This window comes from Enterococcus mundtii (assembly GCF_002947535.1).
Taxonomy (GTDB): Bacteria; Bacillota; Bacilli; order Lactobacillales; family Enterococcaceae; genus Enterococcus_B; species Enterococcus_B mundtii_B.
On record NZ_PUAP01000022.1, the window covers coordinates 24,322 to 42,279 of the forward strand.

The 17,958-nt window shown below is 35.7% G+C and carries 35 protein-coding genes and 1 pseudogene; 5 read left to right on the plus strand and 31 right to left on the minus strand.

The genetic code is table 11. The features are described 5' to 3' along the window. Positions 1 to 7: 7 nt before the first annotated feature. The 7 genes from terL to CUS89_RS07350 form a co-directional block, all read right to left on the minus strand. Positions 8 to 1,420 (minus strand): phage terminase large subunit, encoded by a 1,413-nt coding sequence (terL, locus tag CUS89_RS07320; protein ID WP_104871627.1) that lies wholly within the window; start codon positions 1,418 to 1,420, stop codon positions 8 to 10. Further along, positions 1,413 to 1,874, minus strand: coding sequence for a transposase (locus CUS89_RS07325; RefSeq protein ID WP_104871628.1), 462 nt, complete (start codon positions 1,872 to 1,874; stop codon positions 1,413 to 1,415). Before CUS89_RS07325 ends, terL begins: the two co-directional genes overlap by 8 nt. Positions 1,875 to 1,940: 66 nt before the next feature. After that, on the minus strand, positions 1,941 to 2,252 hold the full coding sequence (locus CUS89_RS07330; RefSeq protein ID WP_104871629.1) for a hypothetical protein: 312 nt from the start codon (positions 2,250 to 2,252) through the stop codon (positions 1,941 to 1,943). Beyond that, positions 2,249 to 2,476: a hypothetical protein gene (locus CUS89_RS07335; RefSeq protein ID WP_104871630.1), complete on the minus strand. Its 228-nt coding sequence runs from the start codon at positions 2,474 to 2,476 to the stop codon at positions 2,249 to 2,251. Before CUS89_RS07335 ends, CUS89_RS07330 begins: the two co-directional genes overlap by 4 nt. Before the next feature lie 43 nt (positions 2,477 to 2,519). Next, positions 2,520 to 2,801: a hypothetical protein gene (locus tag CUS89_RS07340; protein ID WP_104871631.1), complete on the minus strand. Its 282-nt coding sequence runs from the start codon at positions 2,799 to 2,801 to the stop codon at positions 2,520 to 2,522. Positions 2,802 to 2,829: 28 nt separating this feature from the next. Then, positions 2,830 to 3,012, minus strand: a complete 183-nt coding sequence (locus CUS89_RS07345; protein ID WP_104871632.1) for a hypothetical protein — start codon at positions 3,010 to 3,012, stop codon at positions 2,830 to 2,832. 203 nt (positions 3,013 to 3,215) lie between these two features. Beyond that, entirely contained in the window at positions 3,216 to 3,644 is a 429-nt protein-coding gene (locus CUS89_RS07350) for a group I intron-associated PD-(D/E)XK endonuclease (RefSeq protein WP_181055332.1), read from the minus strand. Between the two features lie 223 nt (positions 3,645 to 3,867). Between CUS89_RS07350 and CUS89_RS07355 the strand changes: the two genes are divergently transcribed. Then, positions 3,868 to 4,362, plus strand: a complete 495-nt coding sequence (locus CUS89_RS07355) for a hypothetical protein (protein WP_104871634.1) — start codon at positions 3,868 to 3,870, stop codon at positions 4,360 to 4,362. Between the two features lie 271 nt (positions 4,363 to 4,633). On the opposite strand, the gene CUS89_RS07360 is transcribed toward CUS89_RS07355, so the two are convergent. The 19 genes and pseudogenes from CUS89_RS07360 to CUS89_RS16085 all read right to left on the minus strand — a co-directional run bounded on the left by CUS89_RS07360 (position 4,634) and on the right by CUS89_RS16085 (position 12,487). Further along, positions 4,634 to 5,050: an ArpU family phage packaging/lysis transcriptional regulator gene (locus tag CUS89_RS07360; RefSeq protein ID WP_104871635.1), complete on the minus strand. Its 417-nt coding sequence runs from the start codon at positions 5,048 to 5,050 to the stop codon at positions 4,634 to 4,636. Positions 5,051 to 5,745: 695 nt separating this feature from the next. Then, entirely contained in the window at positions 5,746 to 5,979 is a 234-nt protein-coding gene (locus CUS89_RS07370; RefSeq protein WP_229078359.1) for a DUF1642 domain-containing protein, read from the minus strand. A gap of 190 nt (positions 5,980 to 6,169) precedes the next feature. After that, positions 6,170 to 6,319, minus strand: a pseudogene (locus CUS89_RS07375) (YopX family protein); the annotation flags it as partial. Positions 6,320 to 6,375: 56 nt separating this feature from the next. Then, on the minus strand, positions 6,376 to 6,507 hold the full coding sequence (locus tag CUS89_RS16365; protein ID WP_258082401.1) for a hypothetical protein: 132 nt from the start codon (positions 6,505 to 6,507) through the stop codon (positions 6,376 to 6,378). Positions 6,508 to 6,542: 35 nt separating this feature from the next. Continuing rightward, the gene (locus tag CUS89_RS07380; RefSeq protein WP_104871638.1) at positions 6,543 to 6,911 is read right to left on the minus strand and encodes a hypothetical protein; all 369 of its coding nucleotides are present in this window, start codon (positions 6,909 to 6,911) and stop codon (positions 6,543 to 6,545) included. Beyond that, on the minus strand, positions 6,908 to 7,102 hold the full coding sequence (locus CUS89_RS07385) for a hypothetical protein (RefSeq protein WP_104871639.1): 195 nt from the start codon (positions 7,100 to 7,102) through the stop codon (positions 6,908 to 6,910). The genes CUS89_RS07380 and CUS89_RS07385 overlap by 4 nt, the downstream gene beginning before the upstream one ends. Next, complete coding sequence (locus CUS89_RS07390; RefSeq protein ID WP_104871640.1) at positions 7,099 to 7,398, minus strand: MazG-like family protein; 300 nt, start codon at positions 7,396 to 7,398, stop codon at positions 7,099 to 7,101. The genes CUS89_RS07385 and CUS89_RS07390 overlap by 4 nt, the downstream gene beginning before the upstream one ends. A gap of 2 nt (positions 7,399 to 7,400) precedes the next feature. Then, positions 7,401 to 7,916 carry a hypothetical protein gene (locus CUS89_RS16370; protein WP_229078357.1) on the minus strand — a complete coding sequence of 172 codons (516 nt, stop codon included), beginning with the start codon at positions 7,914 to 7,916 and terminating at the stop codon, positions 7,401 to 7,403. Beyond that, the gene (locus CUS89_RS07400; RefSeq protein ID WP_104871641.1) at positions 7,913 to 8,110 is read right to left on the minus strand and encodes a hypothetical protein; all 198 of its coding nucleotides are present in this window, start codon (positions 8,108 to 8,110) and stop codon (positions 7,913 to 7,915) included. Before CUS89_RS07400 ends, CUS89_RS16370 begins: the two co-directional genes overlap by 4 nt. After that, positions 8,110 to 8,268, minus strand: a complete 159-nt coding sequence (locus CUS89_RS16080; protein WP_181055333.1) for a hypothetical protein — start codon at positions 8,266 to 8,268, stop codon at positions 8,110 to 8,112. Before CUS89_RS16080 ends, CUS89_RS07400 begins: the two co-directional genes overlap by 1 nt. Beyond that, positions 8,258 to 8,545, minus strand: coding sequence for a hypothetical protein (locus CUS89_RS07405; protein ID WP_104871642.1), 288 nt, complete (start codon positions 8,543 to 8,545; stop codon positions 8,258 to 8,260). The genes CUS89_RS16080 and CUS89_RS07405 overlap by 11 nt, the downstream gene beginning before the upstream one ends. 12 nt (positions 8,546 to 8,557) lie before the next feature. Next, complete coding sequence (locus CUS89_RS07410) at positions 8,558 to 9,280, minus strand: helix-turn-helix domain-containing protein (protein WP_104871643.1); 723 nt, start codon at positions 9,278 to 9,280, stop codon at positions 8,558 to 8,560. Between the two features lie 3 nt (positions 9,281 to 9,283). Then, entirely contained in the window at positions 9,284 to 9,970 is a 687-nt protein-coding gene (locus CUS89_RS07415; protein WP_104871644.1) for a putative HNHc nuclease, read from the minus strand. 32 nt (positions 9,971 to 10,002) lie between these two features. After that, positions 10,003 to 10,887, minus strand: a complete 885-nt coding sequence (locus tag CUS89_RS07420; RefSeq protein WP_104871645.1) for a DUF1351 domain-containing protein — start codon at positions 10,885 to 10,887, stop codon at positions 10,003 to 10,005. Continuing rightward, positions 10,888 to 11,568 (minus strand): ERF family protein, encoded by a 681-nt coding sequence (locus CUS89_RS07425; RefSeq protein ID WP_034689479.1) that lies wholly within the window; start codon positions 11,566 to 11,568, stop codon positions 10,888 to 10,890. It lies immediately after the preceding gene. Next, positions 11,565 to 11,765: a hypothetical protein gene (locus CUS89_RS07430; RefSeq protein ID WP_104871646.1), complete on the minus strand. Its 201-nt coding sequence runs from the start codon at positions 11,763 to 11,765 to the stop codon at positions 11,565 to 11,567. The genes CUS89_RS07425 and CUS89_RS07430 overlap by 4 nt, the downstream gene beginning before the upstream one ends. A 55-nt stretch (positions 11,766 to 11,820) precedes the next feature. Further along, complete coding sequence (locus CUS89_RS16375) at positions 11,821 to 11,949, minus strand: hypothetical protein (RefSeq protein WP_258082402.1); 129 nt, start codon at positions 11,947 to 11,949, stop codon at positions 11,821 to 11,823. A 138-nt stretch (positions 11,950 to 12,087) separates the two neighbouring features. After that, positions 12,088 to 12,276, minus strand: coding sequence for a hypothetical protein (locus tag CUS89_RS07440; RefSeq protein WP_104871648.1), 189 nt, complete (start codon positions 12,274 to 12,276; stop codon positions 12,088 to 12,090). 58 nt (positions 12,277 to 12,334) lie between these two features. Further along, a complete protein-coding gene (locus tag CUS89_RS16085) occupies positions 12,335 to 12,487 on the minus strand; it encodes a hypothetical protein (RefSeq protein ID WP_181055334.1) in 153 nt (50 codons plus the stop codon). A 51-nt stretch (positions 12,488 to 12,538) separates the two neighbouring features. Between CUS89_RS16085 and CUS89_RS07445 the strand changes: the two genes are divergently transcribed. After that, a complete protein-coding gene (locus CUS89_RS07445) occupies positions 12,539 to 13,237 on the plus strand; it encodes a hypothetical protein (protein ID WP_104871649.1) in 699 nt (232 codons plus the stop codon). A 193-nt stretch (positions 13,238 to 13,430) separates the two neighbouring features. On the opposite strand, the gene CUS89_RS07450 is transcribed toward CUS89_RS07445, so the two are convergent. The 5 genes from CUS89_RS07450 to CUS89_RS07470 all read right to left on the minus strand — a co-directional run bounded on the left by CUS89_RS07450 (position 13,431) and on the right by CUS89_RS07470 (position 15,419). Further along, on the minus strand, positions 13,431 to 13,838 hold the full coding sequence (locus CUS89_RS07450; RefSeq protein WP_104871650.1) for a hypothetical protein: 408 nt from the start codon (positions 13,836 to 13,838) through the stop codon (positions 13,431 to 13,433). Further along, on the minus strand, positions 13,835 to 14,071 hold the full coding sequence (locus tag CUS89_RS07455; protein WP_104871651.1) for a helix-turn-helix domain-containing protein: 237 nt from the start codon (positions 14,069 to 14,071) through the stop codon (positions 13,835 to 13,837). Before CUS89_RS07455 ends, CUS89_RS07450 begins: the two co-directional genes overlap by 4 nt. 65 nt (positions 14,072 to 14,136) lie before the next feature. Continuing rightward, positions 14,137 to 14,886, minus strand: coding sequence for a phage antirepressor KilAC domain-containing protein (locus tag CUS89_RS07460; protein ID WP_104871652.1), 750 nt, complete (start codon positions 14,884 to 14,886; stop codon positions 14,137 to 14,139). 17 nt (positions 14,887 to 14,903) lie between these two features. Beyond that, positions 14,904 to 15,212: a DUF771 domain-containing protein gene (locus CUS89_RS07465; RefSeq protein ID WP_104871653.1), complete on the minus strand. Its 309-nt coding sequence runs from the start codon at positions 15,210 to 15,212 to the stop codon at positions 14,904 to 14,906. Positions 15,213 to 15,215: 3 nt separating this feature from the next. Next, entirely contained in the window at positions 15,216 to 15,419 is a 204-nt protein-coding gene (locus CUS89_RS07470) for a hypothetical protein (protein WP_104871654.1), read from the minus strand. Between the two features lie 303 nt (positions 15,420 to 15,722). On the opposite strand from CUS89_RS07470, the gene CUS89_RS07475 reads away from it, so the two are divergent. The 3 genes from CUS89_RS07475 (at position 15,723) to CUS89_RS07485 (ending at position 17,925) form a co-directional block, all read left to right on the plus strand. Next, positions 15,723 to 16,061 carry a helix-turn-helix domain-containing protein gene (locus tag CUS89_RS07475; RefSeq protein WP_074799438.1) on the plus strand — a complete coding sequence of 113 codons (339 nt, stop codon included), beginning with the start codon at positions 15,723 to 15,725 and terminating at the stop codon, positions 16,059 to 16,061. Positions 16,062 to 16,070: 9 nt separating this feature from the next. Further along, complete coding sequence (locus tag CUS89_RS07480; protein WP_074799437.1) at positions 16,071 to 16,475, plus strand: ImmA/IrrE family metallo-endopeptidase; 405 nt, start codon at positions 16,071 to 16,073, stop codon at positions 16,473 to 16,475. 277 nt (positions 16,476 to 16,752) lie between these two features. Then, positions 16,753 to 17,925, plus strand: a complete 1,173-nt coding sequence (locus CUS89_RS07485; RefSeq protein ID WP_104871655.1) for a site-specific integrase — start codon at positions 16,753 to 16,755, stop codon at positions 17,923 to 17,925. Positions 17,926 to 17,958 lie beyond the last annotated feature (33 nt).

Consider the following 17,958-nt stretch of genomic DNA (forward strand, 5'->3'; position numbering starts at 1 on the left):
ATCACCTCTACAATCCTAGTTTTCTAAATGTGTCGATTGTCTTCATGACATCTATTTTTTCTGTTGTGTTCGTGTTCATTGTTTCGGCGATGCCTGTTGTTGCATCTGGAGCATCATCATGTTTGTTCTTTCCTTCTTTCTGATAAGTAGTCATCGCCTTATAGTAATCAGGAAATCTTGTTCTCCAGTCACTAGGCATTCGTACATATTGTTCAATCCAGTGACTATTGGAATAGATTCTCGCTTCTTTATTGGTGCTTTGAAAGAAGTCGGAAATAGCAGTTGCACATTTTCCTTTTACTTTCTCTCTTACAGAACGAGCAAAAGACCGACCGCCGTTGTTGCGCTCGATACGCGATGTATTCACTTTGAAGTTAATCAACTGATTTGCAACTGCACTCTCTGTGTATTCCATTGGCTGTTGGGTATAGATGACGTCTAAAACGTCCTGATAGCCATCTAGCGTTTCTCCCCAAACGATCGAACAAAGGTAGTCCTTACCAGTATCGGCAGTATCGCAATAATGCCAAATCTTCTTATAGGCGGATCTATTGCTATAAGTCTTGAACTCACCGTACAATCTCCCTTTAATGTCGATAGGCTCTTGTTGGTAGTTGGCGCTAGCGATGTCCGCACCCATCGTTTTAGCTTTACGCAGGTAATCCTCATAAGAAAGAACATCTTCGCAAAGCATCCGACCGTTTTTTTCATCATACGCTTGAAAGTTAATATGCTTAACCTTATACCCGCTAAGTGGCAATTCCTTTAACGCTCTACCTGCCAAATCATTGCTATGCCATCTAGTCATGTTAATAATGATTTTACCTTTGCTCTCAAGACGGGATAGCATAGTGTTTACAAACCATTCCCAGTGCTTATCCAAAACCGCAGCGTTGTTTGCTTCATCTGCGTTCTTGATTACGTCATCAATGATAATTATATCTGCACCAAAACCAGTAGCTGTACCAGTTGGCGATGTAGCCAGGTAGTTATTATAGCCATCTTCCAAACTCCAAAGATTCATAGCTCCATCACCATATTTTATCTTCGCATCAAAAATATCGGAGTAGACTATCATATCTTTATCGGCTTTTACTTCTTGGATTGTGTTTCTCACATTCTTGGAAAATACGGTCGATAGTGTCTCGTTATATGATCCAGTCATAATTTTCTTGCTGTGATCATTCCCTAATACCCATTCAACAAACCGTCCAAGTGTTAAGGACTTGCCGTGTCTAGGCGGCATATTAAGCACAAGCACATCGTGTTCATTGTCATTAAGGAATGACTGAAACTCTCCACATATAGAAACAAGGTAATCTCTGTCTGGCTTATAAAACGATGGCATAATCAAGTGGCAATAATCAAAGAAATATCGTTTTGCTAACTCAAGTTTGGCGCCTAAAGCAATTTTATCCATCCCGACTCGCCAACTTCCGCAATTCTTCTTCGGACAGATTAGCAAAAGGATTTTTCACCGTCATACTGCCAGATACCTCGGTTTCTTTTTTATCACGCCATTCCTCAGGCTTACGATTCTTCAACCAGAATATTTGAGCTGTAGTGTCTGGAGCTTGCTGTTTAGTGATAACTTTTGTCACTCTCATGCCGTCTTCGGTCAGCTCATGGGTAGTTTCTTTGAATTCGTATCCTAATGCTCGCTTAAGCAATGCATTCTCAACTTGCCTATCAACTACTTCTTTCCCTCTTTTTAAGGACTCCGATAACACCGAATATTTCTTTTTCCACTCATGAAGCGTTGACTCAGCAATATTCATGTTATGTGCTAATTGTTTATCGGTAAGGCCATCACGAGCCCAACCTTCAATTTTCAATAATCCTTCTTCAGTTAACCACTCAGTGTATTTTGCCATGACCTCACCTTCTTTCTAAAAGCCTTTTTTCTTAATGACTATTTCCAAATTCATGTGGTTTGCAAATTAGTAATTAGTCTGAATAACTTCGAATCCATCTCGCTCATAGCTTTTGACAGCCTCTTTTAAATTCGGCAAAGTCCTTGATACTAAAGTAAGGATCAATTCCGCTTTACCTTCTTCCTTGCTTTCTGTGATATCTACATTCGCATAACAGCCACCCCAAACTGGTTTCACGTTAGTGGTAGTTTCTCCATTTATAGTCATTGGATTTTCTACCCACTTACGTCCATTCTCAATTTCCAATGCATTCTTATAAGCTTTTGATAGCTCTTTGCTTACATTGGTTTTTAACACCGCTTCATAAAAATTCTTCATGATAAATACCTCCCTATATTTTGTTGGATATAATCATCTTTCCAATAACCATGACCACAATAAACAAGTTTGCACTTATCAATTTCTTCCGGCGCAGCTTCTCTAGTCATTTCAACGATGGAATAGTTCTTTTTTATCTGGACTGACTGGACGACCCTTAATGGATCATCTTCATTTGGTCGTGGATATCTATTTGATAGTGACACATACCAAAAATTTCTCATTATGTATCCCTTCTTCCTAATTCAGTTTATTTTAATTTTGTTACTATCTTTGAAAGTTTTCCTCGATTACCTGTTGAAGCACTATACCCAACCGATTGACCATATCTTCATCCTGATCGTCAAATCCTGCCTCGTTAAAGATCGCATGCATTAATTCATGATAGAAGATAGCTTTCTTACGTTCGGAACTTAGATCTGCTAATATGGCTATTTCTGTATGATCATAGTCACAGCACCCAGCGTGATTCCGATTGCCGTCTATATCGATAAACGGCTTTTCTGTGACATCATAGGTTACTGCTCCTACTTTGATTTTCTTAAGCATGTTTTCCTCCTCAATATAAAAAGCACGCTTACTCAAAGTAAAGCGGCATTAATTCATTGCTTACTTTGAATTCAATTGTTTTTTGTTTCTCTCCATCTTGATAGGTTCGACTTAGTGTAGAGTATTTACCTGTTTTATTTTTGAGCTGAACTACCATGCCTTTTTTACAATACACGATTCCGTTGAGTACCAAATCAACTGACGCTAACATAAGCTTTACCTCCTTATATAAAACAAAAAGACCACTCAACGAGTGATCTAAAATAATTGAATCAGGCGGTTTTCTCAGTTGTGCTTGGACGAGAATGTTAGGAATCGAACCTAAGTGCCACCTATCACCTACCAAAGCCCCCGATAATAAATAAAATTGTTCAGTGAAATCGCTGGTAAGGATTTGCACCTTGAATTATACATCTATAAAATTTCTTTATAAGACTCGAAATCCGAGTATCTAGAATTAACAGTGTTAGGTTTCCCTTCTGGATAGAATGTAATACTTCTTCTTCCTTCTATATCCTCAAAAGGTATCAGATAAAAAGAATTCGTGTCTTTGTGAACAGCGCATAATATATCAAACGATTTATTATTGTACTTTTTGTTGTATCTCTGATTATTACCTCTGATATGTGATGTTACGCAACTAACTAAATTTCTTAATTTTGCGTTATCCCAATAAATAGTTTTAACTTGAACCCTTTTTAAGCCATCTCCACAATCAATTATCAAGTCGTACTCATTAAAATCGTTTATAGGCTTGGAAACTATGTATCCTTTTGAAACAAAAAAAGCTTCTGCCAATAACTCGCTCACTGTTCCATTCATATGTTTTTCATAAATGCTCATTAGATCACTCCTCATAAATGTATGATAGCATATACAGTTGAAGCTACACACAGTTGAATTAAATTTGTTTTTGAATAAAATTCAGGTATTAATCAATATATTTTTTATCTACCTATTCCGCCACAGCAATCAAAAAAATAACTTGTGAAAACGATTACTTAGTGTATACTTTAGTTATCAACGAAGGGGAGCGTTGAAATTATAATAAAGGTAGTGGATAAATATGGAACAAGTAAAGATTTTTGCATTAGAGTATGCAGTTAGTGTTTTTAATGAGATAATTTCACAAGATTCTGATAGCGGAAAATTTAAAATTGTTTGGAACACTGATAAAGGATTTGCAACCTGCGAAACCCTTTTATGGACAGACTACAATTATGTAGTACTTTCCGAAGAGCTAAGTTATGAACGATTTAGACAAATAACTTTTGATCCTTCCTCTGATAGCGAAAATGCACTCAAAGTTGTGCGGTTTAAATTATTTGACTACTTCAAAAATAGAAGTGCTTCGACTTTTACAAAAAGACCAGACCAGCTTTTATTGTTTTTACTAGACATTGTTGATAATTCTGGAATAGAAGATTTAGAATATCCGAATTATTCTACTATACGGAATTTTAAAACATTGGACGGACTAATAGATTTACCATTTATATTAAATATAGATTTAAATCTTTCACCTGTCAGTCTAATTAAAGAACAGACAACAACCCCATAAGGAGAAAACGAACTATTTTTGATTTGATTTATTTGTAGCTGTTGTCTGTTTATTAACAATTTTAGAATAGACAGCGATCGCATAGGAAAACACATGTGAGTAGTTTTTTCGATTGCTGTCTATTCAAGCTTAATTGTGGAACAATAACAAACGATGTTTCTATTATTTTTATTTTGTCGAAGTCCTGTTTCCTAATCTATCGACAATATCATATTAACACGCTTTTTCGTCCAAAAACCCTACAATATCCCTACAAAAACCCTACAAAAATTTACCGATACTTAATCAATGAACCTTTTTTATATGCTTCGGCAAATTCGATCAATGCATTGGATTTTAGCTTTTCTACGTTTTTCTCTCCATACCCCTGAATTAGTTGTCCTATTTCATAATTAGTGTGCTTATTAACATCGCAAAAACTATAATAGAGTATTTGACGACTGATAAGACTTAAGCTCATCAATGCTACTAAAATCGCATCTCTTTCAGCTTCTATGTCCATCATTTGAATAAGCGCATCTTCTGTTTTGTTGCCGTGTTTTGGCGACCTAGGCATGTCAGTTATAATCGGCGACTTAATGTCTATTAATGAACGACCTGCCATCCGTTCCAACCGTCGGAAGTTTTTCAACACATCTCTCGCATTACATCTTGTCTGCCTAAAGTCTACATCTCTTAGTAATTGCATTAAGTCAAACCGCTCCTTTTTGTGATATAATAAACTTGTCGGATTTATTAGATCAGTCGGAGCGATCCGGCTTTTTTTATACCCATGCTTATGCTAAGCTTTTCAAGTAGCGAGGTTACGCTCGTTACCCATATACATGTTGAGCTGTCTGGCGGAAAGCAGAGGGCTCTCTATTTCAATATTCTGTTAAGGGCAGCCAGTGGTCGGCTGTCTGTTTTAGTATCTACAGTATTTATTCTATCTACCTGTTTTATTACAAATAACTATCGATTTTATTATTATACTTTCATTTTCCTTGCTTTCTAAAGTGCTACCATATCAAATATATGGGAGAACTAGGAGATGGTATTTTGATACTATTAAGCAAACTATTGTTTTGGATTCCTTTTTTCGGTGTTCTCATCTTTTTATGGTTCTTTACCAAATGGAACAAATACGATATTTTTTTACTTTTTTGCTCTGCTCCTGCGTTTTACTTTATTTCACGAATTATTGAGTATTCCTACGCAGAATCAGTTCACCAATATGACTTTTATTTAAAAGGTTTGGTGTGTTCTATCATTTTCTATATGTTGATTCTCTTCTTTATAGATAAGAAGAAATGATCTTAGCCAATCGTTGGATTGGCTTTTTATTTTTCTTTAAAATAATTACCCGCTTAAAAACGAAAAGCATTACAAAGACATATGAGTAGATCATTCCTTTTCATCCTCACTAACCTCATAAAGCTCCGCAAACTTCCAATACTCTTCATTCACCGATTTGATCTGTTCTTCAGTAAATAACTCACACCAGCCATCGTTTTCGCAGCCCCAAATGATGTCGTATTGTCTGTTACGTTCGACTAATATCTTTTTGTTACCTTCTTCATCTTTTAGGAATGGAACCATGTACAACGGCTCTTTCTCGACCTCATAGCCGTCTTTCATGCGGGTGAGGGTTTCGATTGGATTGTTTTCGGGACACTGAATCCAATCAATAATTCCTGGTTCTCGTATATATTTCCGACTAAAGTCATACTCCTACGCATACTAATAGGTAGTATAAATTCCTCTCTAGGGCATCTAAAACTAAAGCAAGCATCTTTATCATTCCAGCAAACTACATACCCTCTTGGAAAATATCCCCCTCAAAAATCTCCACACCATTCTTGTCTTTCAGTCCTGTGGATTGCATGAGTTCAATTTCATCAAAACGTCTAATATAGTCAGAATTAAACCAAGTGACAGATTTTTGCTTAATAACCAACTTTTTTTCTAAAAAAGATATCGATTCTATATCCTGTATAGTTCCTGTACGTTTATCCCACGCTCAAAATTTCGGTATCATTCGCTTTCCTCCATACTCTCAAATATAGTAATTGCTTTATCTATGCCAATCCGTTCTTCTTCTGTGGCACAAGTTACTAGATAGCCTTTTAAGTGACGGATCGCTTTACTGATTGATATTCGTTTCATCATGCCCTCCTTAATTGTTTTTTATGGATAGCTAGCTAAGGCATCCCAATCCACACGACAATCACTTTTTCCCATCTATATCCTTCTACCCGCTCAACAGCTCTTTCTTCAATTGGTTTCCATAACGGATGAGTTTCATGAAATACTTGAGTTTCATCATCGATAGCTTCTATTTCTTTTTCAATTAATTCTTCGTCATCAAGTGACTTAAAGAAGATTCTTTCACCGTTATTCCATACATGATCAATTTCAGATTTTCCAAATGAACCCATCCACGAAGAATATCCGTCATCTGCTACGATCTCCGAATCAACCATTGGTACGATTCTCAATTCTGGATTTTCTTTAATCAAATCAAGCAACGATTGTACATTTCCGTTTTGAATTTCAAGTTCCGTTCTCATAAGATTCCTCTTTTCTCATTTGAACTATTTCCATTTTGGAAACAATTCAATCGCTCTTTTAAGTCTGCCAAGTCCTTTTCTGCCCATTCTCTGCTTGAATGCCACTTTTTGATAAATTGCCAGTCGTTTATTTTTAATGCTGTTTCGATAGCTATGATCTTATTTTTTAGAATCTTCTCTTTTGTTTTCATAGATCTTCACTCTTCACAAACACACCATCAACCATTCGTCCAGTACGTCCTTTGATTTCCGCATAAGCTTGGTTCAAGCACTCGTATAGATCCATGTCATTTTGCATTGCCAGATTGATCAAAGTAACAACTACATCCCCGATTCCATCTCTTAATGCACTTTCGTCTTTTCTGGCTAATGCTGCTGCAACCTCGCCGACTTCTTCGACCGTTTTAAGCATTTGCTTACTAGAATCAGCCTTTTCTAATCCTTTTTCTTTTGCCCATTCTTCAACCTTCGTGATCAATTCATTCATTCTTATCCCTCCAAATATTTAAAAGTCCGTTTCTTACTGTCTGTCGCTTGTCTGTTGGCATAGGTATAGACTGTGCTAGGCTTCAGACCTAGATCCCAACAAATATCTTCACATAGACCTTGAACCACTATTTGCCCATCGTGATATACTGCGATTATTTTTCTTCTTTTCTTTCCTATTACACCTTTTTCTCTTTTATTCTCTCGCTCTCTTTCTTTCTCTGGGATATTTTGAATACGCCATTTAGCCCAGACCGAACTGCCTACCCCAAGCGCTTTGCAAATTGTTTTTACCGTATAGCCTTCTCCTATCAGTTTTTTATACTTTTCATAAGTGAAGTTCTCGAAATCCATTTTTTCTAAAGGATGTGAATCGTCCATCGTAGTAAAATCAATGAATTTTCTTATTGTCTGCACTTCTTTAAATTCTTCATCTGTTAATTCATCAATCGGCCGCCCTCTTAGTATCTGCATCATCTTTTTCCGGTATAAACATTTTTCTTGTCTGGTTAGATTCATCTGGTTCGCCCTCTCTGTCTTACTTGCTTGTCATCAAATCCAGTGTTGTTTACTCGTTTATTTACTTTTGTGATTTTCGCTTTACGGACCACATTCATTCCGCCTTTTTCATCCTTCACAATGAGTACGTTCGTTCTTTCAACATATACCGTCCCTCTGATCTTTTCGCCGTAAATAGTCGTGTAGTTCCTCATCAGTCCGCCCTCTCTTCGATTATTTTTAGTATTTGATCCAGTGCGTTCTCTCTGCCTGCGTGGAAAGTGTTGAGCCACTTGTCCTTATGCTCAACACTCATTCTCAACGCTTCATTGCGCATCATTTCCACTTGTGCTTTTAACTCGTTAATTTCCATGAGACTGCCCTTCCAGCTCATTTAAATGTGCTTTTAGCCCTTTGATACATTCCCAGAAAAGTAATTTCATATAAGCTGATTGGCTTAGTTTTGATCGATCGATATAAAACGCGTAGTAGTGACGTAATTTCGCCCAACATCTGCGATCGTTCTTTATTTGTTCAAGATCGACTGCTGCCAGTTGACTATGAACAATCCCTAAAATGTCGTACTCTTCGTCTTTTTTATACTTAGCGATTTCTTTGATTAATCCTAAGTAGTCAAAATTGATATCCAACTCTTCTCCCCCTTACGCTTCATCCCATCGGGGCTTATTTGATCGTTCTAGCGCTTTTTTCTTTTGATAGGCTTCTTGATCGATTGCCCATTCAGGCAGTGTCTCTCGTCTTCCTGTGCGCTTGTAGCCATTATTTATTTTCTTAGGCTCACATTTTTCTTTCCTTGCCCAGCTTCGAATAGTGGCCAGGTAGTTTTTATAAGTTTTACCAGCTGATTCACAATACTCGGATAACCGTTCAATCCGTTCTTGATAATCATTAGGGAATTCTGTTTTGAGTTTCTCCATTTGATCATCTGACAAGAGAACATTTTTATACTCTCCGTATTTATGACGGATAGGCTTAGCCTTCGATTTTTTCGAAGGCGGTAACTCTCTTATATATTCTTTTGTATTATTAAATGTATTATTAATAGATGTATTATTATCTTGATAGATTTCTGGGTGACCCTCACCTAGAATTCTGATATACCTAGCCTCGATTTCTCTACTACCCTCTTTGTACTTTACTTCTCTGTAGATATAACCTCTCTCTTCGAGAGATTTTAGCCAATTTTGAATTGTCGATTTTCCAACACCATACTGATTTGAAAAGTATTCATTACTAGCCCAGCAATAACCTTTTTCATTACACAAAGCTGTGATTTCTCCATAAAGAAGTTTTGCACTAGGTATCAATGAATCGTCATATCTAACATTTGCAGGTATGATAGCGTAATATCCTCTGTGATCCACTTTTTACCCTCCAATATTTAACTTTTTGATCGTTTCCTGATTTAACTTAATCCCTTTGATTTGATACTTATTTTTAAAATTAGTCACACCTAGTTGATGTTTTTCTGTGTGGTGTATTCTGCAAAGTCCTGCGTAAGTGTATTCTGAATGATCAATTCTCTTACGTTTCCGTCTACCCAACGCTTTATCGAAGTGATCAATGTCAGCTCCTGTTCTTCCACAAATACAACAGACTCTTTTCGTAATACACTTGTAGAAGTAGTATTCTTGATTCGCTGGTAAGATTTCATACCCTTCTTTAAAAGGAATATGATGTTCAAAGATGAAATCTAAGATGATATTTGCTAGGATGTTTACGTCACTTACAGTTGTATCCGATTCGTCCTTGAGGCTTATTTTTCGCCCTGTGACACCTTCAAAACGAAAGTAGAAGAATTCCTTCCAGAAGTCCGTTGGCGTGCCTGTATCGATGAATATATCCCCTATGAGCGCATAGATGAAATTTCTTTGCTGGGCTGTGAAGCGACGTGGATCAATAAAGCGAATTTCAATGATCCGGTCACCTTCATAGCCTTCGTACATCGTTTTAAGTCGTTCGATGTTTACTTCTTCGTTGATTGTTGCGCTAATTTCTTGTCCTTTGAAATGCTTTAATATCGCAGAATATGAATCGATTAGCGGTTTAAACAATTAAATCACTTCTTTATCTTCTGATTCGTTGATCAATTCATCTCAACGGAGTACTCTACACCTAAGCTTTCAATCGTTTGTTTGATAACTGACAGTTGTTTAGCAGTTCCTGTAATATTTAGAGCAAAGGAATACTTCGGTTCATCGGTGTCTATTTCTTGCGGTGTTCCCACAGCTCTTTCTGGCGTTGCTGTTTGTTTGATTTGTTTTTCTGTCTTTTCTATTTCTTTCTCTTCTTTTTCTCTTAATTCTTTGACAGCTTGATCTATCTTTGGAAAGATCTGTGCTGCAGTTAGTCCTTCATCAATTAAAGAGATCCAAGCCCTTGGCTCAAGACCATAAGCTTTTACATAGCTTTCAACCAACGATTTTTGCTGTTCATAGTTTTCTTTTTCTTGTTTTATTGCTGTGCATTCAGCAATTATTTCTTCTTCAATTTTTTTCGTTAAATTGTTTTTGGCTGTAAAACTTGAAGCATTCAGCCAATTACTTTGGAGGCTGATTTCATTAGGTTCAATCTCAGCCTTACTTGCTTGTTTTTTGATTAATGCCAAAACAATTGTTTTTCGTTCTTCCTTTGTTTTAGCTTCAAATTCTTTGATTTGGTCAGCAATACCTTTAGATGCTAGTTTGATCTCATCACTGTAGATTTTGATTTGATTTTCAAATGTAGTGAGAGGTTCACTAAATTCCTTCTTCACTTCTTTTCTTTTCGAATCGATCAAATCAAAAATTCGATTTAGTTCCGCTCTTGCTTTCTTAGCATCTGCAATATCCTCTTCTTTAAAAATCAAATTTTCAAAACGCTTAACAGTTGCATTAATTAAATTCGCTAGTTGATCTTCATTGATAATTTCAATTACACTTGGTTGATAATTAACATCAAAGATGACTTCTGTTGATAGTTCATTGCTCATTTATAAATCCTCCCAAGATGGTTTTTTGACGGTGCGTTTCTGTCGGTTAGGCTCATCATTAAATTTTTGGGCTGCTTTTTTCGCTGAAAGCTTCAAATAGCCTATCAGATCTGAATAAAATTCATCAGTTACTTGTTCTAAACTATCGAATCCTTTCTTTCCTAGTGAATTCGCAGCAACCACTTCTTTTGGTAAATTAGTGACATTCGCTATCTCTTCGACATATTTGTCGAAAGTTTTTAAAAATTCTTCACGCAAATTTTTTGCTTCTTTATTTTCTTGCGGCAACGCATCCGCATCTTTAGCATCGTCAATTAAATACAGACCGTTTAAAGCATACTTTCGAGCATATGAAGAAGCAGATCCTGTTACTTGGCTATCGTCCATCTTTGTTCTTGATTCAGCCTCTCTCGCATATGCAGTAATACTTAGCACTTCTTTTCCATCTGTTAATAGTGCGGTTGCTTTAATATAGAAACGATTCCCAATTACAACAGGTTCATCTGTAAGTGTCAGTAACAATCCCATTTTTTGATTTAATGGTTTAACAGCTTTTAGGATGTCCTCGCAATTTCTATAGTTATAATTGCCGTACTCACTATACTGACTTTTAGGAGCTTTCAGCTCATTTTGAACAGAGATCACTTTCTCGTTGAAAGACATTTCATTCATCTCTTTCATATTTCCACCGGCTTTCCGACACTACTTTCTATAAACGCTTTTAAATCATCTTCTCGAACATACTCATTATCAATTGAATAAACTGTTTCTCCCGAATAAAGAGGTTCTCCTTGCCAATCAAATGCTTTAATTTCTGTGGAACAATCAGTTTTGTGATTAGTCAAATATTGATCTAAACTGGAAAGTTCATTCTTCATATGCTAAAATCTCCTTAGATATGTTTTGTATGTGACTCATTGCTTGCCGGCGGAGTCACTTTTTTATTTGTATCCATGCTTTTTGTTTATTGATTAGCTGTTTGCTTAAAATAGTTGATTTATTGTCATACCACCATCTATCAGCAATCATTTTTCCTTTCTTCAAAGCTTCTTTTCGATTCATATGTTCTCCTTTCTTTCGAATCTAATAGGTTTATCAAAACCATTAGACTTGCGAAAATACTTCCTCCCACTACGCTGTAGTGTGCTACTAGTACGAGTAAACCTAAAATGACTCCGATAAAAAGCGTGTCTGTCTTTTTCATAGTCTTATCTCCCTATTTTTAATTTCTAACATTCGTAAATCTTCAAGCTCCATCGCAATCAGCTCTGCTTGTCTATCTGAAAGCTCATCGGCTTTTCTAAGCGCTGCACGATCATCTTGTAATTCTTTTCTATGTTGCCTGATAAGATTGAGAATTTGGTGTTCTTGTTGTACTGTGTATGCCATCAACTTACCTCCTATATATCCGTATTCATTATCGAAAATGACGATTCTATCCACGTCATCAAAATTCTGTCGCTAAACTAATGTTAGCTTCTAAAGCTGAACTAATTTTTTCGATAGTTTGCTCGTTGATTTCAATTTGTTCCTTACTACTTCCAATGGTCTGTAGCAATTCTTTTACTTCTTCTGACATTGCTTTGATTGTGATTTCCATTTTAATTCCTCTTTTCTTTGGTATAATTATTTAAAAACTGGTGGTGTATTAATGGATTCATTTACTCTTGAACAATTTAATTCTTACTTAAAAGAACGAAAGAAAATTATTGAGCCTGCCTTAGAACAAATTCGACAATTTGAAGAAGTGATTGCTCCACAGGTTGAGATAATGAATGCTGCTACTGAAAATGTGAAATTAGCAACTGAACATTACGACAAGATTCGTTCCTTAATCCCAGATGTAAAGAAGTTTTATAGCGGTATTACTATTCCCGCTGAACTCAAAAATGATGTTCCGATCGAAATTCAACTTACTAATTTGGACTCCAGATTAGTTAAGTTGAAAGAAAAACAAGATTTTACAAAACAGGAAAAAGAAAGTTTGTTATTAGCGTCGGAATTTATTGCCAATCAGAACATTCAAGAATCCAATGAGATTCGAGATTATCTTAAATCTATGCCCACTTCGCTGTTCGAGGACAATCAAGAAATAAGTGATGAAAGTGAGTTGGTATCTAATGAAACTCAAGATTCCGAACACGAAGAAAAAGTTATAAATCAAGATGTCGATCCTTCTTTCTTAGATGTATTTTTAAATAAACAGACATTCTACGGATCACTTTCTGACTTTATTTACCAAGCTATTTTTGCAATGGCTTATGGTGTAATTAATGGTGTTACATCACCCATGACACTTATGCTAGTTGTTTCGATTCTTTGCAAAATACTTATCAAGCCAAACAAGTGAAAATTTAGTTTGTTACACGACCAAATGAACACTACGGAAACAATTATTTGTAGTACAACCATCCTAGCCACTCCTTCCGTGCGGGATTATTTTTGGTATAATTTCCTTATCAGTCAGTGGCCGGCTGAAAACAAAAAGTCAAACGACAAAGATGATATAAAGCAAGTTTCTGCCAAAGAAACTATCGCAACTTTTAAAAATCTGGGGCTGTAGCTAAAGCTTTGAGGATTTCTGCAACAGTGCGGATTTCCTCTTTTTTAACAATCTTTTCCAACTTGGTATATACTCGGCTTGCTACGAGGCTTAATCGCTGTTCATAACCTTCAAACGTTGAGTTGTAAAATTCAAGTGATTCTTCGTTTGAAACTTCTTTATCTGAAACCTGGGAAACAAAACCTCTCATTTCGTTCTCTCCAATTTTCATCGTGATTAAAATACCTTTTTCGTTATCCATCATTTTTCTTCCTTTCATTTTTTCGCTATCGATTAAAATTTCCCGAATCGCTTGTTGCACGGCAGACATAATTGCTGGTGTATTTTTTTCTTCCTGTATTCCTTTTTCCTTCAAAAATTCCTCGTATTTCTTTATGATGCCTTTCATTTTGATTCCTCCTTTTTAGATACATATTGATATAAAGCAATTGAAGAAAACTTCCAATCTTTGCCAATTCGCACTCCAGGAACTTTTCCAAGTTCAGCTTCTTTATGCAAAGTTGGAACACTGACTGTTAAGTAATCAGCTGCTTGTTTGGAATTCCAGACTTCATTTGGAATGGAATTCTCTGATAACAAAATCTTCAAATCATCTAAATTGACTAAAGCTAGATTAATCATAAAAAATCCTCCTCTTTCTAAAGTTCATAGATAGTAATAATTGAATAGATAATTCAAAACACCCCCTAAATAATTTCTTCTAAATCCATTTGAGGATAATAACCCTCAGCAATTAATAAGTTGTAAATGAAAATTCTGCCTTTTTGCGTCCATTTAGTATTCATTACAACTTTTAAACTGCCATCGGCCTTTGAGATCTCGCTTGTGTGCGATTTCGTATAGCTTTGGTTCATATGTTTGCGGTAAAGTATCCACTGACCACCAACTTTGTGTTGCACACCAAAGTGGTTGAGTAATTTATTAAGTGCAATTGCTGACATTCCGTAATCAGCTGCAATTTGAGAGGTTGCAACAGTGTCTGTCGATGAAAGAATCGTATCCAGATAGCTGATTTTTGGTTCGTATTCAGCAATTTGTTGTTCGAGGAGTTGATTTTTTTCTTCTAAGTCAGCTGCTAGTCGCAATGCTTGGGCAAAGCTTTGAGGGACGTTTGTGTAGCTTCCAGTTTTTCTGATTGTTGGAAGGACTTCACTTGTAACCCAACGTTTGAACTTTCTAGCATTTGGCAGCTTGGATTTAAGTATTAAGCTGTATAGCCCTGATTCGTTGATGATCGTCATGTTTTGTTTTCCTCCAAGGGTGTCCCATTTCGTTACCCCCTTGTCTTCTTCATCCACATGATTTAGGATTGCTTTTTGAGTGTTGCTATATCCTAAGACTTCTGCAACGTCTTTACCTACAAAATATGGTTCGTCATCTACTAAGATTGTTCGAACTTCGTTTTGTTCGAAATTAAAAATTTGTGGTTGATTCATTATGTTGCCTCCATTCTCTAATAATCTGGTAAATTATCAAATAATCGTTTTAAAAACGGTCGAATATTCTCGGCATCAAAAATCCATTTACCATCTGTATCTTTTTTAGCTAACTTGTTTTTCCGCACATATGGGTCATCGACAATGTACTCCATTATCCACGCTCGTTTTCGACGAGTAATTTTTTCCATGTCAGCAATAGTTAAAAACTGTGGTCGTAAATAGTGTTCGAACAATTCTTTGAGGTATGAGTCTGCATATTCTTTCCAGTAAGCGTCATCAACCTGAATATCCACCGTCACTGACTGTTTTTGTTGTGGAAACATCAATTACACACCCTTTACTATTACAATCTGTAAATCGTTGGCAATTATACGTTTGTATTCCTGGGCTTTAGGACCTTTTTGAACACCTTCTACAATTTGCTTGGCGTATGTCGGTGAAGTTCCGATTAATTCTCCAAGGTATTTCCAGGTTTTATCTTGACGTTTCATTTGAATCAGGACCATTTCATGAAAATCTTCAATGACCATAACGTCACCTCATTCCTCATATATTTAAGCTAGGAATATAGCTAGAAATTAAACTAATCGTTGACATTTAACTAATAAATGTATTAGTATATAGATATAGCTAAATAAGACTTTAAAAAGCCATAAATCAATATTTCTAAGTTTGCCGACCTCGAAAGTTTGAATTTTATTGGTTCTCTTTAGTTTTGTTTCTAGCTAAATAACCAGCTTATGAATGAAGTATACTAATATTTTTGTTAGTTGTCAACTAAAAGCTAATAAAAATATTAGCGATATTCTATCTGAGCTTTAAAGGTGATTATAATGGAAATTTTAGTGGAACGGATTAAGCAGCTCTGCAAGTCTAGAAGTATTAGTGTCTCAGTACTTGAAAACAAAGTAGGCCTCCCGACAAACACGATTTATCAATGGAAAAAAAGAGTACCTGGAACAGATAAGTTAAAAAAAATAGCAGATTATTTCGACACATCAATTGATTACTTACTAGGACGCACAGACAATCCTAATTCGACACAGGAGCGTGTGCCTGACGACTTAGACAAGATGCTCGACAACGCTATGACTTTTGGTGGCAAACCACTGACCGAGATAGACAGAGCGGCAATTCGCGCTTATATAGAAGGTAGACAAAGTTCGAAGTGAGGTGAGTGTATGCAGTTATTAGAAAAGGTACTTGATGAATGTGGCGTAGGTATTGCTTATGTTGAAATGGAATCAGATGGCTGCTATATCGAAGAAGAGCATACTATCTTCGTTAACTGCAGCCTCTCACAAGAAGACAGAAGAAAAACAATTTATCATGAAATAAAGCATGTTGTAGATCACAAAGAATTTATTGAGCTCTACAAGACATTTTATTTCAGAACTAAAATGGAATATGAAGCTGATCGATTTATGATTGAGAATTTACTCTACGATTTTTTATCTGAATGTCATATCGATCCATATCAAATAAACATTTTTTCATTTATGGACTACTATGAACTAGATTACAATTGCGAATCTACTATCAGAAATCTTATTTTAGAAATGGTAAGAAACGAAGTTGCCGTTTAATTATTATTTTTTTGTCTAAAAAACGAACATACATTCTCGAAAAAGAATTCAATATGTTCGAAAAAATTTGACCATATCATACGGTTTTTCACTACAGATTGAAGCAAAATTTAATATTAACATGGATAACTGCTTAAATTTAATACTAAAAAATGATGTTTTGTATCAATAGAAATATCCGAAGGAGATATTGCGTTATAAAAAAAACAACAGACTTTCAAGATAGAGAGTTAGCCGTGTTAGAGTCTTAGTATGTCTAAGAAAGGGGTTGGTTACCATGGCTAGTATCAAACAACAAGAAAACGGAAAGTGGCGTTTTCGTATTCGATATAAAGATAACGGAAAATTTAGAGAAGTTTCGAAAAGCGGGTTTAGAACAAAGAGGGATGCACAAGCTGCGGCAAATGAACTTGAAAGACAATATAATAACGGTGTTCAGATTGGAGCTAATAACATATTGATGGCCGATTATTTGGAGGACTGGCTCGAAGTTTACAAAAAACCAAATATCAAACAATCAACTTATCTTAGGTTAGAACGTTCCATAAGACTTCATATATTACCTACGTTTGGAATGATGAGTTTAAAGGAAATAACCCGTACAGATATTGTTAAGTGGGTAAATGACCTAGATACCACAAAGCAACAAACAAGAAACACAATTCGATCAAATCTAAATGTGTTACACGATGCATTAGAGACTGCAGTCTATGAACTCAACTATCTTGAAAAAAATGTTGCCAAAAAAATAAAACTCCCCACCGCTAAAGAAGAACAGAAATTGAAATTCTATTCTAAAAATGAGCTTGCTCAAATGTTAGAATACTTATCCTCTTATAAATTAGGTAAATACGCTCATTCCATTCAATATTACGTCTTATTCTACCTGTTAGCGAGTACTGGTCTCCGATTAGGCGAAGCTTTAGCGTTAGAGTGGTCAGATATTGACGGAGATAAATTAACAGTAAACAAATCACTATCTTACGATGATCATAACAATTCAATAATTACGCCACCTAAATCAAAAACAAGTATTCGTACGATCAAAATTGATGATCGTCTTGTTCACCTGCTAAAGAAACATAAAATAAACAAGAATGAATGTATTTTGAGGTATCGATCATACGATAGCCCAATAAATGAATCTATGGTATTTTCAAACGAAAACGGCAACTATTTACGCCATTCAGTTGTTAGAGATTTTTTCTATAAAACATGTGAACGTGCGAATGTCCCTGTACTTTCCCCTCATGCTTTGCGGCATAGCCATGCAGTTCATTTACTAGAATCCGGGGCAAACATAAAGTATGTCAGTACTCGACTTGGACACAGCACTATAAGTGTGACTGCTGACATTTATATGCACATTACAGAAAAAATCGAAGATGATTCTTTAAAACTCTACCAAAACTATATGAACGAAAAAGGAGCACTCAAAGAGCACTCCTAAATTTTTTTATTATTTTTGTGGCAAATTTGTGGC